We start from the raw sequence: 18,053 nt of genomic DNA on the forward strand, positions 1-18,053 counted from the left end.
TATAATTAGAGACAACAAACATATCAAAGCGGCGTTGAATAGGTTAACTGATTAAACAAAAAGAAAAGGAGGCTGCCTGAAAGTCTATTTAGATCAAGCTGAAATTCGTTTCAGTTTCTAACATGCTCACTGAGTACAAAACATGTTAGATCTTGAAGTAAACTTAAGGTGACGGCTTTTAAAAGCAGCTCTTTTAAATCTCGATTATAAAATTTATGCTTAAACAGCAATTAAATCTCAAATTATCTCAAAAGCTTTCTCCGCAGCAGATACAGCTCATGAAGCTTATACAACTTCCTACGCAAGCATTTGAGCAGCGTATAAAACAGGAATTAGAGGAAAATCCGGCTTTGGAAGATGGCAAATTAGAAGCCAGAGATGAATTTGAGGAGTATGAAGATGATTACAAGGAAAGAGATCGTGAAGATGAAGGAACCGAATCTATTGAGGCTGAAATAGATGTTGACGAATATTTAAGTGATGATGAGGTACCTAACTATAGGCTTCAAGCCAATAATTATAGTCCCGATGATGACGAAAAAAGCGTACCTTATGCAGCCGGCACTTCGTTTACACAATACCTAACCACTCAATTAAGTACACTTAGATTTGATGAAACCGAAGAACAAATAGCTGCCTTTCTGGTAGGTAGCGTAGATGAAAGTGGTTATTTAAGAAGAGAGCTGCAGGATATTGTAGATGACCTGGCCTTTACCCAAAATATTTATACAGATGAAGATGCGGTAGAGAAGGTACTTAAAAAGGTGCAGGAATTGGATCCAGCTGGTGTAGGAGCCAGATCTCTTCAAGAATGTCTTCTTATTCAACTTAGACGCAAAGAGCCTACAAAAGCCGTAGAATTAGCCGAAGATATCCTGGACCGCTCGTTTGACCAATTCAGCAAAAAACATTACACCAAAATAATTTCTAGGCACGATATTTCGGAAGATGAACTTCGGGAAGCTATAGATGTTATTGAACATTTAAACCCGAAACCGGGAGGTTCTTATTCTGGAAACACCAGAATGATAGAGCACGTAATCCCAGACTTTACCATTAAAATTGTAGATGGAGATTTAGAGTTAAGCCTTAATGGCCGCAATGCACCACAAATGCACGTCTCTCGCGATTATAGCGACATGCTAAAAGGCTATAAAGAATCTAAAGAAAAAACAAAGGCACAGAAAGATGCAGTTATGTTTATAAAACAAAAGCTGGATGCCGCAAAATGGTTTATTGAAGCCATACAGCAAAGACAACAAACGCTTATGGTTACCATGAGTGCTATTATGAACTACCAAAAAGAATATTTCTTGACCGGCGACGAGCGAAACCTTAGGCCCATGATCTTAAAGGATATTGCCGATGAGATAGAGATGGATGTTTCTACGGTTTCCAGGGTGGCCAACAGTAAATATGTAGACACACCTTACGGAACCAAACTTATTAAGGAATTCTTCTCTGAGTCTATGAAAAACGATCAGGGAGAAGATGTTTCCACCAGAGAGATTAAAAAAATACTGGAAATTTCTATCGAGGAAGAAGATAAACGTAAACCCCTTACCGATGAAAAACTCGCAAAGGTATTAAAAGATAAAGGCTATCCAATTGCACGAAGAACGGTTGCAAAATATAGAGAACAATTAGACATTCCTGTGGCCAGACTTCGAAAAGAAATTTAATGAGATTCCTTTTAAAAAGTGCATCTTTTATTTTCCACCCGCTATGGTTGCCATTAGCGGCAAGTTTTTTCTACTTTATTTTTACCCCCAGGTTTTTTCCTGAAGGTATAGCAAAAGCAAAATTATTGGCAATAGCCATACTTACTATATTTATACCTATTGTATTTTATTTCCTATTAAAAAATTTGGGAAAAGCACAATCTATCTTTTTAATAAATACCAGAGAACGAAAGTGGCCACTATTATTCTACGCGATTCTAATTACTATGGTACTAAACCAGATTTTAAACGCTTATAATTATGCTGCGCTTTATTACTACTTTACTGGAATTCTATTCGCCACTATAGTCGCCTTTGTCCTGGTTTTATTAAAAGTAAAACTGAGTTTACATATGATGGGCATGGGCGCCCTTTTGGTTTTTCTAATTGGCATCAGTTTAAATTTTAAAATAAATTTAGTATATACCATTAGTTTTTTAATACTTGCACTGGGGCTAACAGCCTCTTCAAGGATTTATTACAAAGCACATACAATCAACGAATTAGTATTAGGCCTTGCTTGCGGAATCTTAACGCAAATTATAGTACTAAACTTATGGCTATAATATATAAAACATAAGCCCCACTCTAAATACCGAAATATCTATTGGCGCACCATTCACTGATGCATCAGGAAACAATGGGTTTAAACTATAATACAAATGAAAATTAAAGGTGTTGTAACCAAAAGTAAAAGTTGCCCCCATTCGAAAGCGATCTAATTCTGGAACATCGGTTTGGACAACCTCGTTCCCGGGCTGAATAAATTTACTTTTAAAGTGATAGATGTATCCAAATCGCAATCCGGTATAAATCCTCCAGAACTTATAAGTTTCAGCCGTAGAAGTGCGCCATCTAAACTCTAAAGGCACCTCTATTAGTTGTGTAGTAAATCTATTAACACTATAGTCGATATTATTTGTCAGTTCCCTAAAAATACTTTTTCCACTATTATCTTCCCCTATAAAGAGGTTTTGACTATAGCTATTTAAAGAAAAACCTACTCCGGCTGCTATAGCGACATTTCGACGTTTATTAAGTGGAAAATCCCTGGTAAATCCGGCATGAATACCTCCTGAAAAACCAGATTGCGAAATAGCCTCAGGCTTATTACTAATAAAATTAAAGCTTAGTCCCAGGTAGAATTGATCTTCGCGATATAAACTATCTAAAATATATGGAACCGAATCAGGTATACGTTCCAATTCTTCCTCTATCTCGGTTTGAGCTGATAAAGGCAGACTAAAAACAACAAACAAGCCATAAAGAAATTTGAATAATTTATTCATTTTTAGTCTACAGGTATATTTAGACTCAAATATAAAAAAAACATCCTGCCTAATATTTAAAATTAGACAGGATGTTTAATACAGTTTTGAAAAAATGACCTATTGGTCTTTATTGCATATTTTGTAATGCATCACCTTCTTTGGTTGTATAGTTGATTTTAAGAGCTTCAGCTTTTCTTAATTCTTGTTTAATATCTGAAACCAGCCCCATATTTGTTTCTTCATCTACCTTAAGGGCAGTTGTAAGATATGGTATCAATTCTTCTCGTTTTGTTTCTCTTTCAGAAAAGATAAACTGTTGAACTTCACCAACACTGGCAAATTTATCGTTCAACTGAATCCTTGCCTCAGTACCAAATGTTTGCTGGTATCTCGAACTTGGCTTTCCTGCATAGATATACATTACAAGATCCTTCTTGTCAAGCTTTTCAACCTGATCGGCGAATGGTAGTTTATTTTGTACCATTAACGTATTCTGGCGCATAACGGTAACAACCATAAAGAAGAACAGTAACATAAATACAATATCTGGTAAAGATGCTGTACTAATGGCTGGTTGCCCTTCGCTCTTTTTCTTTTTGAATTTAGACATAATTGAGTCTTAAATTTAAGTTTTAATTAGGTTATTAACTCTGCGGTTCAGCTTCAGAAAGCTTTTGAGGAATCATATCTTTAATTAATTCAATTCTCTCTTTAAGCGTTTCTTTAGCGCCTTCACTTGTACGCGAATCGTTATATTTAGCTTCCATCTCAGTAAAGCTGGTACCGAATAAACGCTGCGCTTCCCTATCTCTAAGTTGGTTATAAGCCGCCACAAGTTCGTTTTGTACAGAGATATAAGTTCCATACTCGGTTCCACGGTTATTTACCAAAGAGATAATAGCTTTCTGTGGGTTTACAGAAGAAGTGGCTTCTCCCGCTCCCTGGCAGAAATCACAAGCTTCATCACCTGTTCCTCCACCATTATCGATAAATTCAACTGCAGCTTGTCGCAGCTCCTCTATCTCCATCTCCTCATCTTCTACAAGTAATTGGTTGTTACTGTTAACCAAAACCTGAAAGATATTTCGTTCTTTAATTACCGGTGGCTCTTGCTCTTCTGGCTGCCATGGGGGTAGTTTTCTACTAATCCCACTATCTGTCTCAATGGTTGTGGTTACCAAAAAGAAGATTAGTAGCAAGAAAGCAATATCGGCCATAGAGCCGGCATTAACTTCTGGTGCTTCTCTTCTTGCCATAATTTTATTTCATTAATTTTTTAACTCCGGAAATTACCATTGCTAAAATAGCGATTCCTGCAAGGATGTAAAAAGTTACTAAACCTGCACTTATCCAGTGGGCTGCGCTAGCCGAAAGTATGTCTCCGTCTTTAAGCGTCATTTGAGAACCATCTGTAACAAGATAAGCTATTACAATAACTGCCAAAAATGTTCCTACGGCAATTAATGTGTTTTTTATATTTCCTTTAAACAGGCCTTGTACCACAAAGATAAGGACCAAAGCAACTACTATTGCCAATACTAAATATGCAACATACATAAATGGATTGAGCAAACTGGTTTGCAAATCGGCCGAGGCCTCTATAGCATCACCGTCTTCGGCAAGGATCCTTCCAAGAAGGATAAGCCCTATAACGCCAATAACGATAGATACATATTTTAATATTTTATGTAAAGTCATAATTTAATCTGGTCTTAGATTCTTTTTTTGTTTTTGTAAGCTACCAACATATCGATAAGAGTGATAGATGCATCTTCCATATCATTTACAATACTATCTATCTTAGCAATAATATAGTTGTAAAATATTTGAAGAATAATAGCTACGATCAAACCAAATACGGTTGTAAGAAGTGCTACTTTAATACCTCCGGCAACAAGAGAAGGCTGCATATCACCAGCTGCTTCAATTCTATCGAAGGCGGTAATCATACCAATTACAGTACCCATGAAACCAAGCATAGGAGCAATAGCAATAAATAAAGACAACCAGGAAACGTTTTTCTCTAATTGCCCCATTTGAACACCACCGTAAGCTACAACAGCTTTTTCTGCAGCATCAATACTTTCGTCTGCACGATCCAGACCCTGGTAATAGATAGAAGCAACAGGCCCTTTTGTATTTCTACAAACCTCCTTAGCTGATTCTACTCCACCACTATTTAAAGCATCTTCTACATTTCTAGCTAATTTTCTAGTGTTCGTAGTAGAAAGATTTAAAAAGATAATTCTCTCAATGGCAACAGCCAAACCAAGAATTAAACATAAAAGAACAATCCCCATAAATGCAGGACCACCTTCTATAAAACGTTTTTTAAGTTCCTGATGAAAACCAAGAGTTTCTTCGCCTGCCTCATCTGCGGAAGCTGCAGCCTCTTCATCCTGAACAAAATTCACAATTGTTCCAGGTAATGTGTTAACATCGTTGGCCGCATTCAGGTTTCCGGCTCCAAGCACCATCACCGCGGCGATTACCAAAATAGAAAATAATCTTTTCATTACTGTTTGTCTTAATTTAATTAGTTAAAGGGTTAAAGATATAAAAATAAATTTTTAATAAAAATATAATAATTATAGCAGAGAGGAAGGGATTCGAACCCTCGATACGCTTGTGACGTATACACACTTTCCAGGCGTGCGCCTTCGACCACTCGGCCACCTCTCTTTTTGTTAACGTTTCTAAAACGGTTCGCCAAATAACGAAAAAAAATATACTCCGTCAAGCATCTGCCGTTATTTTTATGACATTTCCCCTCTTAACGAAGTTTCGAAGATGGTTTTAAACACTTTTGGAGACAATTCTTTCCCTAAAAGATACATTAATTTGGCTACCGCAGCCTCGGTACTTATGTCTTTTCCCGAAATCACACCTATCTCTTTCAGCCCTACGCTTGTTTCATACTGCCCCATCACCACACTACCTCCTATGCACTGTGTAACATTTACTATAATTAAGCCTTCTAAAATCTTTTTCTTTAAAATATCCAGAAACCAATCGTCGCTAAGAGCATTACCACTCCCATAAGTCTCCAACACCACTCCCTTTAATCCTGGCTTAGACAATATATGAGCTAAAGTAGCTGCATTTATACCAGGAAACATTTTTAAAACCAATACCTCGTTATTAAAATTGGTATGTAATTTTGTTTTTTGTCTTCGGTTAGGTCGCCAAAGTGCATTATAATTTACCGACAAGTAAACACCAGACTCGGCCAAAGGTTCATAATTTAGAGATGCAAAGGCCTGAAAATGTTCAGCATTAATTTTTGTAGTCCTATTAGCCCTATATAATTTATATTCAAAATATAGACCTACTTCCGAGATTACCGGTTTCCCATTCTTTTGCAAGCCTGCAATTTGAATACTGGTAATAAGATTTTCCTTCGCGTCAGTTCTTAAATCTCCAATAGGTAACTGAGACCCTGTAAAGATGATAGGCTTGGTTAAGTTTTCAAACATAAAACTTAAAGCCGAAGCGGTATAAGACATGGTATCACTTCCATGCAAAACCACAAAACCATCGTAAGCTTTAAAATTATCATGTATAGTATTGGCTATTTTCACCCAACATGCTACATTCATATTAGAAGAATCTATAGGATCTTCAAAGCTCAAGGTATCTATTTCGTGTTCAAGAATTTTAAGTTCAGGAATATTATGTAATAATTCATCAAAATTAAAAGCTTTTAGGACTCCTGTATCATAGTCCTTTATCATCCCAATAGTTCCGCCGGTATAAATTAAAAGGATTTTAGCTTTTTTATTCATAAAGCGCTTCTTTATTAATTACCGGATTTGCATACATTAATAAGTAACTATTAAGCTCAAGGGGATTTTTCACATCTATCCTACGAGTTAGGCGACGTTCAAATTGCCTTTTTTCTTTATCTGAATATTTTTCAGCATAGGTTTCTGAATTTTTAAGCAAATCGAATGCGATATAATTAGCCGGCCATAATTTATAATTTCTATAAATATGTTCGTCTATTTTTGAAGCGATAGCTTTTAACTGTGCGTTTATTGAAGCATGCTTCTCTTCAATTTCTTCAAAAACCTCTTTACCTAAAACTTCTCCTGCATTAATATGGATACGCCCTTTATTACCAAGCGCACCTTGCATAATACTATTAAAATCTTCATTCGCAGACTTCACGTATTCCTCCTTCATTCTTTTGGCTAGAATTTCAGGCATTTTCAAAATATCTGTAGGATCAAATTCATAGGAAATCGCCATCGGAACAATTTTAAGATCGGCAAAATACTGTGCCAGGCTTTGCTTGCCTTTGGCCATACCAAGCATTTTCAACACTCCCTGCTGGGTATAATCACTTCCATCCTTGGTTCTACCCTCTCTTTGCGCCATCCAAACCGACCTACCATCTTCTAAGAGCAACTTTTTAATATAAGCTGAAAGGACCATAGAACTTTTAAGCATTTCCCGGGGACCAAGCCCTCGTTTTACCAAAAAATTCCTATTTAAACGAGACAATGTCATTAAAAAAGGTTTCTGTACTAAATTATCACCAATAGCCGAAGCTGTCATTATTAGATCTTGCTCATACAATGTTGTATTCAACAAGCAGGTATCAAGAATAATATCACGATGATTTGACATGTAGAAATACGCCTGCCGGCTATCTAACTTATCAAAACCACTATACGTAAGCCCCTCGGTACTTTTTTCAATAACTTTTAATACAGAATTATAAATCACTTTAGACTGAAAATCCCTGATAGAATGGCAAGTACCCAATATAGCAGCAATTTCTTCTGAACTTTTCTCGGGAAAAGTAAATTGTAGAAGCGCTTTTATCATAGGATGCCCCAAATATTCCATCAAGGCAGGCTGTACCTCGCTATCTTTATAAAACCTTATGTCTTCGAATTCTTTCACGCAAATTTTATTAACTAGGCAAATGAACAAATTTTAATCCTAACCTACTTTATATCCCGAAGATATCTTTTGAATTTTGGGTGGTTATTTGAGCGATTTCAGCTAAGGGTTTTTGGTAAATGTCTGCTATCTTTTCTGCTACCTTTAGAAGATACTCAGGCTCATTTCGTTTTCCACGGAAGGGCGAGGGTGCCAAATATGGCCCATCGGTCTCCAAAACAATATCTTTTAAAGGAACTTGATCCAGAAATTTATTGATGCCGCCATTTTTAAATGTAACCACCCCACCAATGCCGAGCTTCAAATTATAAGAGAGCGCCCTTTTAGCTTGGTCCAGGTTACCTGTAAAACAATGAAAAATCCCAAAAAGATCATCGCTTTTTTCCTCTTCTAACACCTCAAAAACCTCATCAAAAGCCTTTCTACAATGAATTACAACCGGCAATTTATGTTTTTTTGCCAATCTAATCTGCCTTCTAAAAGCTTCCTGCTGTATCGCCAAAGTACTTTTATCCCAATGCAAGTCTATCCCTATCTCCCCCACCGCATAAAACCTTCTTTGCCCAAACTGCTCCTCCACATGCTTCAATTCATCTTCAAAATTCTCCTGAACATGCGTTGGGTGCAAGCCCATCATTAAAAAAACATGCTCGGGGTAACGAGCTTCCAGGTCGTACATGGCCTGCGTGGTTTCAGAATCTATTGCCGGAAGAAAAAATCTTTCAATATGCTGCTTAAATGCATTTTCTATAAGCTGGTCCCTATCATCTTCATAATCTTCGCTATAAAGATGTATATGCGTATCGGTTAAAATCATAAAAGCAAAAATAATTTATTTTGAAGACCTATCTTTGTGAAAAATACAAAGAATGTCATCTTTAAAAAAATTACTTAAAGAAAAAGGCTTTAAGCGTGTAAAGCTAAAATATACAAAAACACAGCATCTGGAATTAGTAGCCAGGATTAATGGGATTGAAGGAAACTTTATTCTAGATACAGGCGCCTCCAGCACTTGTGTAGGCCTTGAAGCAGTAGAACACTTTAAACTGCTTGCAGAAGATAGCGATATAAAAGCTGCCGGGGCTGGTGCAACCAATATGCTTACTCAAATTGCACAAAAGAATCAAATTGAAATTAAAGGCTGGAAAAAGAAAAAAGTAGACCTTGTACTTTTTGATTTAAGACATGTAAACGAAGCTCTTACAAATCATGAAGCTGAAAAAGTACATGGAATTATTGGCGCAGACCTGTTAAAAAAAGGGAAAGCCATTATAGACTACAAAGCACCGGCTCTTTACTTAAAATAGTAAAAAAGGGGGTTTATCCCCTTGTCGTGAAACCACATTCTACCTAAGTTTGAGCTAATTAATGTTAGTAGAATGTCCAGCGTTTCGAAAAATAAAAATCCACATATTTTCCTTTATATACTATTGGGAATCTTTGTGATTTGTGTTTTATCTTTAAACATCGCGAATTTGTTGTTATTATTATAATTTGTTTTTACCAAAAAAAAGAGGCAACGAATTCGTTGCCTCTTTTTTTTTTGATTATCACTCTTTCCAATTAAAGTTCTAGAGCTCTTTTTACATCGTTATCCATCAATAATTCTTCCGGGTTTTCTATAGCTTCTTTAACAGCCACCAGGAAACCTACAGATTCTTTTCCATCAATAATTCTATGGTCATAAGAAAGCGCCAAATACATAATAGGTCGAATCTCTACATGACCATCTATAGCAACAGGACGCTCTACTATATTATGCATTCCTAAAATTGCGCTTTGCGGAGGGTTTATAATTGGAGTAGAAAGCATAGAACCAAATACCCCACCATTTGTAATAGTAAAAGTACCCCCGGTCATTTCATCTACAGTAATTTTCCCATCACGCGCTCTTAATGCAAGGCGTTTCACCTCATCTTCTACACCTCTAAAACTTAAGTTTTCAGCATTTCTTATTACAGGCACCATCAAGCCTTTTGGGCCAGAAACTGCAATACTAATATCCTGATAGTCAAACTTAACCTGATGATCTCCATCTATCATAGAATTCACATCAGGAAATTGCTTTAAGGCTCTCACTACTGCAAGGGTAAAGAAAGACATAAAGCCTAAACCAACCCCATGCTTATCTTTAAATTCTTCTTTATATTTCTTTCGTAAATTAAAAATAGGCTGCATATCTACCTCATTAAAAGTAGTAAGCATAGCGGTATCATTTTTAACTGAAACCAAACGAGAAGCTACTTTTCTACGAAGCATAGACATTTTCTTCTTAGACTCCCCTCGTTTTCCTTTACCCGGGCTACCCATAGAAGCTTTGGCCTGAACCGCATCTTCTTTTGTGATACGACCATCTTTTCCGCTACCTTCTACATCCTTCTTATCAATCCCTTTTTCGTCCAGAATTTTTTTAGCTGCAGGAGACGGGGTCCCTTTTGCGTGAGAATCTTGCTTTTGCGCAGGTGTTGTGGACTTAGAAGGCTCCTCAGTTTTAGGTGCTGCCTTATCTTTATTATCTTCCTCTTTATTTGAAGCCCCATCTTTAGACTCCTTTTTATCGTCACTTCCACCCGGCTTTTCAGCTTCGGTATCTATAAGACAAACTACTTCACCTACAGCCACAGCATCACCTTCCTCTGCTTTTAGTGTAATAATTCCGCTAGCTTCAGCCGGAAGTTCCAGGGTAGCTTTATCGCTATCTACTTCGGCAATTGCCTGATCTTTTTCTACATAGTCGCCATCTTCAACTAACCATTCAGCTATTTCAACTTCGGTTATAGATTCTCCCGGAGAAGGAACTTTCATTTCTAAGGCCATGATCTTTGTTTTTATTTAAAGTTTCCGCCAGGCGAAAACATTGGATTCGTTATTTTAAATTCTTTTTAATTCTCTACTGTTTTATCAAAAACGCTTGCAATCACCTTTTCGTGACGCTTTTTAAATCTTACAGAACTTCCGGCAGCAGGAGAACCATAAAATTTTCTACTGCAAACCCTAAAGTTTTTAGCTTGGTCAAAATGCAATAACATATGTCCATAAGCACCCATATTTCTTGGTTCTTCCTGGGCCCAAACTATATCATCTGCATTCTTGTATTTTTCAATAGTTCTATTCATTTTATCTGTAGGCAACGGGAATAATTGTTCCACACGCACCAATGCCACATCATCACGCCCATTCTCCTCTTTATATTCCAATAAATCGTAGTAAAATTTACCGGTACAAAACACAAGGGTTTTTACCTCTTCTGCCTTTGCTTTTGGATCGTCAAGTAAAGGCTGAAAACCGCCTTTTGAAAAATCTTCTTTTGTTGAAATTACTTTAGAATGCCTTAACAAGCTCTTTGGCGTAAAAATCACCAAAGGTTTTCTAAATCCGGCTTTCATTTGCCTACGCAAAATATGAAACATATTTGCCGGTGTAGTCACATCGGCTACGTACATATTATCTTTGGCACAAAGTTGAAGAAAACGCTCCATTCTTCCTGAAGAGTGTTCTGCCCCCTGGCCTTCATACCCATGTGGCAAGAAAAGCACCAGGCCGTTTTGTAATTTCCACTTATCTTCTGCAGCAGAAAGATACTGGTCTATCATTATTTGCGCACCATTTACAAAGTCCCCAAATTGAGCTTCCCAAATAGTTAAGGTTTTAGGGCTTGCCATCGCATAACCATAATCAAACCCCATAACACCATATTCTGAAAGCGGAGAGTTATACACAAAGAAATCGCCATCCCGACCTTCTATATTATTGTGCAAAATGATTTCCTCTTCACTATCTTCTACTTTTACTACTGCGTGGCGGTGAGAAAAAGTACCTCTTTCACTATCCTGACCACTAATTCGAATATTGAATCCTTCTTTTAGAAGTGAACCGTAGGCCAAGTGCTCTCCCATAGCCCAATCCAGCTTATCTTCCTCAAAATATTGTTTATTACGAAGCTCTATAATCTTTTTTACCTTACGCATAAACTTTTTATCCTCAGGTAATTTAGAAATAGCATCGGCAACCAAATCAAGATCCTCTAATTTGTAGGTAGTATCTATATCCTTGATCATTTCATCTTCAAAGACATTTTCGAAGCCTTCCCATTCATCTTGCATAAATGGGGTAATTCTTGTGTTTTTCTCTTTTTTAGAGTCCTCGAGGTTTTCTTCCAGGTCTGCCTTATATTCTTCTTCAAGCTTCGTAAGATAAGCTTCATCAATTACCCCGGCTGCTTTTAATTTTTCAGCATAAATATCTCGTGCATTCTTATGTTTTGAAATAGCCTTATACAGTTTAGGTTGTGTAAACTTAGGCTCATCCCCTTCATTGTGGCCATATTTTCTATAGCCCAATAAATCTATAAAAACATCTCGCTTAAATTTCATTCTAAAATCCAGCGCAAATGAAACTGCATGCACAACAGCTTCTACATCATCGGCATTTACATGCAATACAGGAGAATGTGTTACTTTCCCTACGTCGGTACAGTAGGTAGAAGATCGCGCATCTAAATAATTTGTGGTAAAACCTATTTGATTGTTCACTACAATATGTATTGTACCTCCGGTTTCATAGCCTTCTAATTGGGCCATTTGCACCACTTCGTACACTACACCCTGCCCTGCAATAGCAGCATCGCCATGCACCAGAATAGGCAACACCTTCATATTGTCGCCTCCATAGTGCCTATCTTGTTTGGCTCTGGATATTCCCTGAACCACAGGCCCTACTGTTTCTAAATGCGAAGGGTTTGGTGCAATATTTATATTTATTCCTTTTCCATTATCCGTAAGTCGGCAAGAAGTCCACCCAAGATGATATTTTACATCACCATCAAAAATATCCTGTTCGTAATCCTTCCCGTCAAACTCGCTAAAAATATCCTTTGCACTTTTACCAAAAATATTGGTTAGAGTATTTAACCTACCTCTATGAGCCATACCCATCACAAAATCCCTCACCCCGTAATCTGAAGCTTTTTCGATAAGCACATCGAGGGCTGGAATAAGGCTTTCGCCACCTTCTAACGAAAAACGTTTTTGACCCACATATTTTCTATGCAAAAATGATTCAAAAGAAACCGCCTGATTTAATTTCTTCAGGATTTTCTTTTTCTCCTCATTATTAAAATTAGGATGATTTTCGTTTGTATTTAATTTATCCTGAATCCATTTAATTTCCTCTGGTTTACGAATAAACATATATTCGATTCCGATAGATTCGCAATAAATTTTCTCTAGATGGTTTATTATCTCACGAAGGCTGCTTGGGCCAAGCCCCAACATGTCACCCGCATTAAATTTTGTATCAAGATCAGCTTTTTCAAGCCCAAAGTTTTCTATATCCAGGGTTGGACGATATTGACGACGCTCCCTAACCGGATTTGTTTTTGTAAACAAATGCCCCCGGGTTCGGTAACCGTCTATAAGGCGTATAACCTTAAATTCCTTCACAACATGATCTGGAATCTCCCCTTCTTGAAAATTAACTGGAGCTTCTTCCAGGTTTTCTGCGGAAACTCCGTTTTGTTGCATTCCAAAATCAAAGCCTTGAAAAAAAGCCCTCCAACTGGGCTCTACACTATCGGGGTACTGAAGGTATTGATCGTAAAGTTCGGCAAAATATGCTGTGTGCGCAGCATTTAGAAATGAAAATCTATCCATAGTTTGAAACTAATGTTTCTTTTAAGTGTAAAACTAAGCAAAAATACGATTTTAAAAAAAACAGCCTGTAGTAAACCATAGAATTATCTTATGAATTATAAGAAGTTTAACATCCTAAAAACTTCAGGAGGTTGTTAAAAATATCTATTGCTTATAAATATGCAGATATAAGAGCAAAAGTATTAAGAAATTCTTAATCTAGGTTTTTCAAAAATTAAACCGTACGATTCATAAGCATTTCCCCAAATTCTCGTAAAGGGCGCTTTTTTTCTTCAGAGATTTCAATTTCATCAAGTACCTTAAAAGCCATTTCAGTATATTTTTCTATTTCAAGCTTTGTTAAAGCTGCGGCACCACTACTTCTAAATAGGCTTTTTACCGCATCAATTTTACCCGCAGTCTCAACAGGATTTATAGTATACAAATGTTCCAACTGGCGCGCCTCGCTTTCTCCGGAAGCCTCCAGAGATTTTAAATAAAGAAAAGTCTTTTTATTTTCTATAATATCTCCTCCAGGCTGCTTCCCAAAAGTCTCAGGGTCTCCAAAAGCATCTAAATAATCGTCCTGAAGCTGGAATGCAATACCCAATAAGCGTCCAAATTCATATACAGATTCTTTATTTACGGCCGAAGTATTGGCCACAATGGCACCCATTTGCAATGAAGCCCCCACCAGCACGGCAGTTTTATACTCTATCATTTTAAGATAATTCTCAATGGTAACATCATCTCTAGACTCAAAATCTATATCATATTGCTGACCTTCACAAACCTGCATAGCGGTTTTACTAAACAATTTTGCCAGTTCCTGAAAGGTCTCACTGTCATAATTTTCAAATAGTTGATAGGCATTTATCAACATAGCATCACCCGATAAAATTCCGGTGTTAATATCCCATCGCTCGTGCACGGTCTGCTTTCCCCTACGCAAAGGTGCATCATCCATAATATCATCGTGAACCAAAGAGAAATTGTGAAATATCTCTATGGCCAGGGCAGCATCCAGGGCTTTTTCATAATTGGCTTCAAAAATTTCAGCAGACATCAATACTAACACCGGCCTTAAACGCTTTCCTCCCAAACCAAGAATATAACGCATAGGGTTATAAAGGTTCTCGGGCTCTTTCACCTCTATTTTATAATCCAGATATTCCTGAAAAGCTTCTCTATATTGAGAAATAGACTTCATACCAAAAAATTTTCCGGCTAAAATACATTAATTGAAACTATTTCAAATTCGTAGAATAAGTTAAATTATCTTAAACCTTAGAAACTTTTCTTGTATCATAAGTTTCCATGACCTAATTTTGCACAAAAATTTCAAGAGAAATAACGTGAAAGAAGCAATTCAAACTACAGCTACCAACCTCTTCTTAAAACTAGGTTTTAAGAGTGTAACTATGGACGACATTGCAGAAGAAATGGGCATTTCCAAAAAAACTATTTATGCGCATTACAGCAACAAGTCTATGCTTATTGAAGGCAGTGTTTGGCAACTAATGGAAGAAATAAACACTGGTATAAAGTCTTTACGCGCAAAAAAACTAAATCCCATCGTAGAGAATTTTGAGGTAAAAGTATATGTACAGCGTATGCTTAAAAATGAAAAGACATCACCCCAATTTCAACTTAAAAAGTATTACCCCAAGATATACAACACAATTCGCAACAAGAAATTTGAAATCGCACAACATTCTATAATAGAGAATTTGGAGCGAGGTATTAAAAGTGGTCATTACCGCCCTAACATTTCCATTTCTTTTGTGAGCAGGCTTTATTTTGCCAGCTTATTAGCCATTAAGGATAAAAACCTTTTTCCAGAGGAAGAGTACAGCAACAATAAACTCATGGATTATTTACTGGAATATCATTTAAAAGCTATATGTACTCCAAAAGGCCTAAAAGTTTTAGAAGATTTATTAATCAAGAATAAAGAAAAAAATGAAATATAGACACCTGTTACTTTTACTGATTTCTTTAAGCAGTATGGCCCAGGAAACTTCCCAAAGTTACAGTTTCTCCATGGAGGAAGCCATTGAATTTGGTTTAGAAAATAATTACACATCGGTAAATGCACAAAAAGATATTGAGATAGCCCTTAAACAAAAATGGGAAATTATTGCCCAGGGATTACCGCAAATAAGTGCTACTGCCGATTATCAAAATTATCTCAAACAGCCCGTAACCTTACTTCCGGCTGAAATAACCGGCGGCGAACCCGGCACTTTTACCCCGGTAACTTTTGGTACCAAGCAAAATGTAAATGCTACGGCCACCTGGAACCAATTAATTTTTGACGGGTCTTATATAGTAGGTATTCAATCAGCCAGAACTTTGCTTCAAATTTCTGAAAATGCCAAAACGAAAACCAATCTTGAGATAAAGAAGGCCGTAATTAATGCCTACGGAAATGTGTTACTGGCCGAGGAAAATGTAGCTATTCTTCAAAAAAACGTAGAAAACGTACAGAAGAACTACGATGAGACCAACGAAATCTATAAAAACGGGCTTGCAGAACAAGAGGATGTAGAACAACTGAAAATCACCTTACTTAACTTAAAAAACAATTTAAGCCGAAGCAAACGTATGCGGGATATTGCTTATGAAATGTTTAACCTAACACTTGGGATTCCCGTTGAAATTCCCGTTAACCTAACCGAAGAACTGGATAACCTGGCGATGGAGTATTTCGACCTGTCTCTATTACAAAAAGAAGTTCCGGTAGAAGAAAATATAGATTACCGGATTGCTGCGAATACAGCAGAGTCTCGTGAAATAGAGGTAAAACTGGAAAAATCTAAAGCGCTTCCTTCACTTACCGGATTTCTAAATTACGGCGTACAGGGGTTTAGCCAGGAATTCACTTTTTTAAATGAAGACCAGGAATATTTTGGGCAATCTATTTTAGGCTTAAGCTTAAACATCCCAATTTTAAGTAGCGGTATGCGTAGTGCCAGAACGCAGCAAAAACAAATTGCCTACGAACAGGCCATGATAGAACTGGAACAAACAGAAAACGAAGTAAAACGCAAGATTAATTCGGCCAAAAGCGATTATGAGTTTAGCCTGGAAAACTACCAAAACCAAAAGAAAAATCTTGAACTTGCAGAAAGGATAGAGAGCAAAAATCAAATAAAGTTTTTTGAAGGAATTGCCAGTAGTTTTGAGTTAAGCGAAGCACAACGCCAACTCTACCAGGCACAACAAGACTTTTTACAGTCTATGCTTGATGTAATAACGGCCAAAGTAGAATTAGAAAACCTCCTGGACACCAGAAAATATAACAATGAAGATTAAATACACCCATCAAATAACAACAATGAAAAAGTTAGCTGTTTTAATAAGTATTCCGCTTTTTTTGCTCTCCTGTGGAAATAAAGAAGAAGGAAAATCTATAGATGAACTTATAGAAAGTGAGAACCTCACAGAGATTAGAGCCAAAAAAACAGAATTGAGCAAAGAGCAAAGCGACCTTACCCAAAAGCTTGATAAACTTGACCAGGCTATAAATAGATTGGACAAGAGTAGACGTCTTGATCTCATTATGACGCAAGAAATAACTGACACTTTATTTAAGCATTATGCAGAAGTACAGGGTGATGTTGCAACTGATGAAAATATTGTAATCTATGCCGAGTTTTCAGGAATTCTTCAGGACGTGCGCGTAAAAGAAGGAGCTCAGGTAAGAAAAGGGCAAGTACTTGCTAAAATAGATGATGGCGGACTCTCAAGCGAATTAGCTCAATTAGAAACCCAGGCTACTTTAGCAAAAACCACTTTTGAGCGCCAGCAGCGTTTGTGGGAGCAAAATATTGGATCTGAGATGCAGTATTTAGAAGCCAAAACCAATTACGAATCTATGCAGAATTCGGTAAACAGATTAAAATCCCAACTAAACAAAACTATTGTAAGAGCTCCCTTTAGCGGAATTATAGACGAGATAATTACCGAAGAAGGAGAGGTTGTAAACCCAGGGCAAAGTCAGTTATTTCGCTTAGTAAGTTTAAAAAACATGTATGTAGAAGCTGATGTGCCAGAAGGTTATTTAAACAAAATAAACAAGGGCACCGAAGTACTTGTAGAAATTAGCTCTTTAGGCCGTGAATTTGAAGGTGAAGTAAGAAGAGTTGGTAATACAATTAATCCTAACAACCGTTCTTTTAGCATACAGGTTACGGTTCCTAACGAAAACGGGATGCTTAAACCCAACCAAATTGCCACCCTTAAACTAAATGACTACACGGCAGAAAACGCTGTAATTATTCCTGAAAATGCATTGCTAAAAAATGCGCAGGGCCAAAGTGTAGTGTTTATTTACAACGAGAAAGAAGCAACCAAAGACAATATAGGTATTGCTAAAAGACAAATAGTAGAAACAGGATATACTTATAATAGTCAGGTAGAAATTACCAGTGGCTTAAAAGCCGGAGAAACACTGATCGTAGAAGGCGCAAAAAACCTTAGAGATGGTCAGGAAGTTAAAATAAGAAACTAAGCTA

Annotated in this window: 17 protein-coding genes and 1 tRNA gene; 6 read left to right on the plus strand and 12 right to left on the minus strand. The window is 36.9% G+C overall.

Annotated features, from left to right (window positions below):
• Positions 1-215: 215 nt before the first annotated feature.
• Together rpoN and I6U50_RS11675 are read left to right on the plus strand one after the other, a co-directional pair.
• Positions 216-1,682, plus strand: a complete 1,467-nt coding sequence (gene rpoN, locus I6U50_RS11670; protein ID WP_198638956.1) for an RNA polymerase factor sigma-54 — start codon at positions 216-218, stop codon at positions 1,680-1,682.
• Entirely contained in the window at positions 1,682-2,287 is a 606-nt protein-coding gene (locus tag I6U50_RS11675; protein ID WP_193710137.1) for a hypothetical protein, read from the plus strand. The genes rpoN and I6U50_RS11675 overlap by 1 nt, the downstream gene beginning before the upstream one ends.
• Here the strand turns inward: I6U50_RS11675 and I6U50_RS11680 are convergent.
• The 9 genes from I6U50_RS11680 to I6U50_RS11720 form a co-directional block, all read right to left on the minus strand.
• Positions 2,282-3,010, minus strand: coding sequence for a porin family protein (locus I6U50_RS11680; protein ID WP_198638957.1), 729 nt, complete (start codon positions 3,008-3,010; stop codon positions 2,282-2,284). The two genes, I6U50_RS11675 and I6U50_RS11680, sit on opposite strands and share 6 nt — an antisense overlap.
• A gap of 109 nt (positions 3,011-3,119) precedes the next feature.
• On the minus strand, positions 3,120-3,602 hold the full coding sequence (locus I6U50_RS11685; RefSeq protein ID WP_193710135.1) for an ExbD/TolR family protein: 483 nt from the start codon (positions 3,600-3,602) through the stop codon (positions 3,120-3,122).
• A gap of 34 nt (positions 3,603-3,636) precedes the next feature.
• Positions 3,637-4,248 carry an ExbD/TolR family protein gene (locus I6U50_RS11690; protein ID WP_193710134.1) on the minus strand — a complete coding sequence of 204 codons (612 nt, stop codon included), beginning with the start codon at positions 4,246-4,248 and terminating at the stop codon, positions 3,637-3,639.
• A gap of 4 nt (positions 4,249-4,252) precedes the next feature.
• Positions 4,253-4,690 (minus strand): Asp23/Gls24 family envelope stress response protein, encoded by a 438-nt coding sequence (locus I6U50_RS11695; protein ID WP_193710133.1) that lies wholly within the window; start codon positions 4,688-4,690, stop codon positions 4,253-4,255.
• Positions 4,691-4,704: 14 nt separating this feature from the next.
• Positions 4,705-5,508, minus strand: a complete 804-nt coding sequence (locus tag I6U50_RS11700) for a MotA/TolQ/ExbB proton channel family protein (RefSeq protein ID WP_193710132.1) — start codon at positions 5,506-5,508, stop codon at positions 4,705-4,707.
• 78 nt (positions 5,509-5,586) lie between these two features.
• A tRNA-Ser gene (locus I6U50_RS11705) sits at positions 5,587-5,674 on the minus strand.
• A 74-nt stretch (positions 5,675-5,748) separates the two neighbouring features.
• Positions 5,749-6,777: an asparaginase gene (locus I6U50_RS11710; RefSeq protein WP_198638958.1), complete on the minus strand. Its 1,029-nt coding sequence runs from the start codon at positions 6,775-6,777 to the stop codon at positions 5,749-5,751.
• Positions 6,770-7,903: a 1-acyl-sn-glycerol-3-phosphate acyltransferase gene (locus I6U50_RS11715; RefSeq protein ID WP_198638959.1), complete on the minus strand. Its 1,134-nt coding sequence runs from the start codon at positions 7,901-7,903 to the stop codon at positions 6,770-6,772. Before I6U50_RS11715 ends, I6U50_RS11710 begins: the two co-directional genes overlap by 8 nt.
• Positions 7,904-7,952: 49 nt before the next feature.
• Positions 7,953-8,720 carry a TatD family hydrolase gene (locus I6U50_RS11720; protein WP_198638960.1) on the minus strand — a complete coding sequence of 256 codons (768 nt, stop codon included), beginning with the start codon at positions 8,718-8,720 and terminating at the stop codon, positions 7,953-7,955.
• 52 nt (positions 8,721-8,772) lie between these two features.
• On the opposite strand from I6U50_RS11720, the gene I6U50_RS11725 reads away from it, so the two are divergent.
• Entirely contained in the window at positions 8,773-9,210 is a 438-nt protein-coding gene (locus I6U50_RS11725) for a retropepsin-like aspartic protease (protein ID WP_193710128.1), read from the plus strand.
• 256 nt (positions 9,211-9,466) lie between these two features.
• On the opposite strand, the gene odhB is transcribed toward I6U50_RS11725, so the two are convergent.
• The 3 genes from odhB to I6U50_RS11740 all read right to left on the minus strand — a co-directional run bounded on the left by odhB (position 9,467) and on the right by I6U50_RS11740 (position 14,743).
• A complete protein-coding gene (odhB, locus tag I6U50_RS11730; protein ID WP_198638961.1) occupies positions 9,467-10,720 on the minus strand; it encodes a 2-oxoglutarate dehydrogenase complex dihydrolipoyllysine-residue succinyltransferase in 1,254 nt (417 codons plus the stop codon).
• 65 nt (positions 10,721-10,785) lie between these two features.
• On the minus strand, positions 10,786-13,554 hold the full coding sequence (locus I6U50_RS11735; protein WP_198638962.1) for a 2-oxoglutarate dehydrogenase E1 component: 2,769 nt from the start codon (positions 13,552-13,554) through the stop codon (positions 10,786-10,788).
• 214 nt (positions 13,555-13,768) lie between these two features.
• Entirely contained in the window at positions 13,769-14,743 is a 975-nt protein-coding gene (locus I6U50_RS11740; protein WP_198638963.1) for a polyprenyl synthetase family protein, read from the minus strand.
• A gap of 145 nt (positions 14,744-14,888) precedes the next feature.
• On the opposite strand from I6U50_RS11740, the gene I6U50_RS11745 reads away from it, so the two are divergent.
• Genes I6U50_RS11745 through I6U50_RS11755 form a run of 3 tightly spaced genes read left to right on the plus strand, consistent with a single transcriptional unit; the run spans position 14,889 to position 18,049 of the window.
• On the plus strand, positions 14,889-15,506 hold the full coding sequence (locus I6U50_RS11745; protein ID WP_198638964.1) for a TetR/AcrR family transcriptional regulator: 618 nt from the start codon (positions 14,889-14,891) through the stop codon (positions 15,504-15,506).
• Positions 15,496-16,851: a TolC family protein gene (locus I6U50_RS11750; protein ID WP_198638965.1), complete on the plus strand. Its 1,356-nt coding sequence runs from the start codon at positions 15,496-15,498 to the stop codon at positions 16,849-16,851. The genes I6U50_RS11745 and I6U50_RS11750 overlap by 11 nt, the downstream gene beginning before the upstream one ends.
• Before the next feature lie 22 nt (positions 16,852-16,873).
• On the plus strand, positions 16,874-18,049 hold the full coding sequence (locus I6U50_RS11755) for an efflux RND transporter periplasmic adaptor subunit (protein WP_198638966.1): 1,176 nt from the start codon (positions 16,874-16,876) through the stop codon (positions 18,047-18,049).
• The last annotated feature ends 4 nt before the right edge of the window (positions 18,050-18,053 follow it).

This window comes from Salegentibacter maritimus, from assembly GCF_016236975.1.
Classification (GTDB): Bacteria; Bacteroidota; Bacteroidia; order Flavobacteriales; family Flavobacteriaceae; genus Salegentibacter; species Salegentibacter maritimus.

Excerpts from the sequence above, each read along its gene's own strand:
- I6U50_RS11695 (WP_193710133.1), bottom strand. The coding sequence starts at position 4,690 with ATGACTTTACATAAAATATTAAAATATGTATCTATCGTTATTGGCGTT.
- rpoN (WP_198638956.1), top strand. The coding sequence starts at position 216 with ATGCTTAAACAGCAATTAAATCTCAAATTATCTCAAAAGCTTTCTCCG.
- I6U50_RS11680 (WP_198638957.1), bottom strand. The coding sequence starts at position 3,010 with ATGAATAAATTATTCAAATTTCTTTATGGCTTGTTTGTTGTTTTTAGT.
- I6U50_RS11735 (WP_198638962.1), bottom strand. The coding sequence starts at position 13,554 with ATGGATAGATTTTCATTTCTAAATGCTGCGCACACAGCATATTTTGCC.
- I6U50_RS11700 (WP_193710132.1), bottom strand. The coding sequence starts at position 5,508 with ATGAAAAGATTATTTTCTATTTTGGTAATCGCCGCGGTGATGGTGCTT.
- I6U50_RS11740 (WP_198638963.1), bottom strand. The coding sequence starts at position 14,743 with ATGAAGTCTATTTCTCAATATAGAGAAGCTTTTCAGGAATATCTGGAT.
- I6U50_RS11690 (WP_193710134.1), bottom strand. The coding sequence starts at position 4,248 with ATGGCAAGAAGAGAAGCACCAGAAGTTAATGCCGGCTCTATGGCCGAT.
- I6U50_RS11720 (WP_198638960.1), bottom strand. The coding sequence starts at position 8,720 with ATGATTTTAACCGATACGCATATACATCTTTATAGCGAAGATTATGAA.
- I6U50_RS11750 (WP_198638965.1), top strand. The coding sequence starts at position 15,496 with ATGAAATATAGACACCTGTTACTTTTACTGATTTCTTTAAGCAGTATG.
- I6U50_RS11725 (WP_193710128.1), top strand. The coding sequence starts at position 8,773 with ATGTCATCTTTAAAAAAATTACTTAAAGAAAAAGGCTTTAAGCGTGTA.
- I6U50_RS11685 (WP_193710135.1), bottom strand. The coding sequence starts at position 3,602 with ATGTCTAAATTCAAAAAGAAAAAGAGCGAAGGGCAACCAGCCATTAGT.
- I6U50_RS11675 (WP_193710137.1), top strand. The coding sequence starts at position 1,682 with ATGAGATTCCTTTTAAAAAGTGCATCTTTTATTTTCCACCCGCTATGG.
- I6U50_RS11755 (WP_198638966.1), top strand. The coding sequence starts at position 16,874 with ATGAAAAAGTTAGCTGTTTTAATAAGTATTCCGCTTTTTTTGCTCTCC.
- odhB (WP_198638961.1), bottom strand. The coding sequence starts at position 10,720 with ATGGCCTTAGAAATGAAAGTTCCTTCTCCGGGAGAATCTATAACCGAA.
- I6U50_RS11710 (WP_198638958.1), bottom strand. The coding sequence starts at position 6,777 with ATGAATAAAAAAGCTAAAATCCTTTTAATTTATACCGGCGGAACTATT.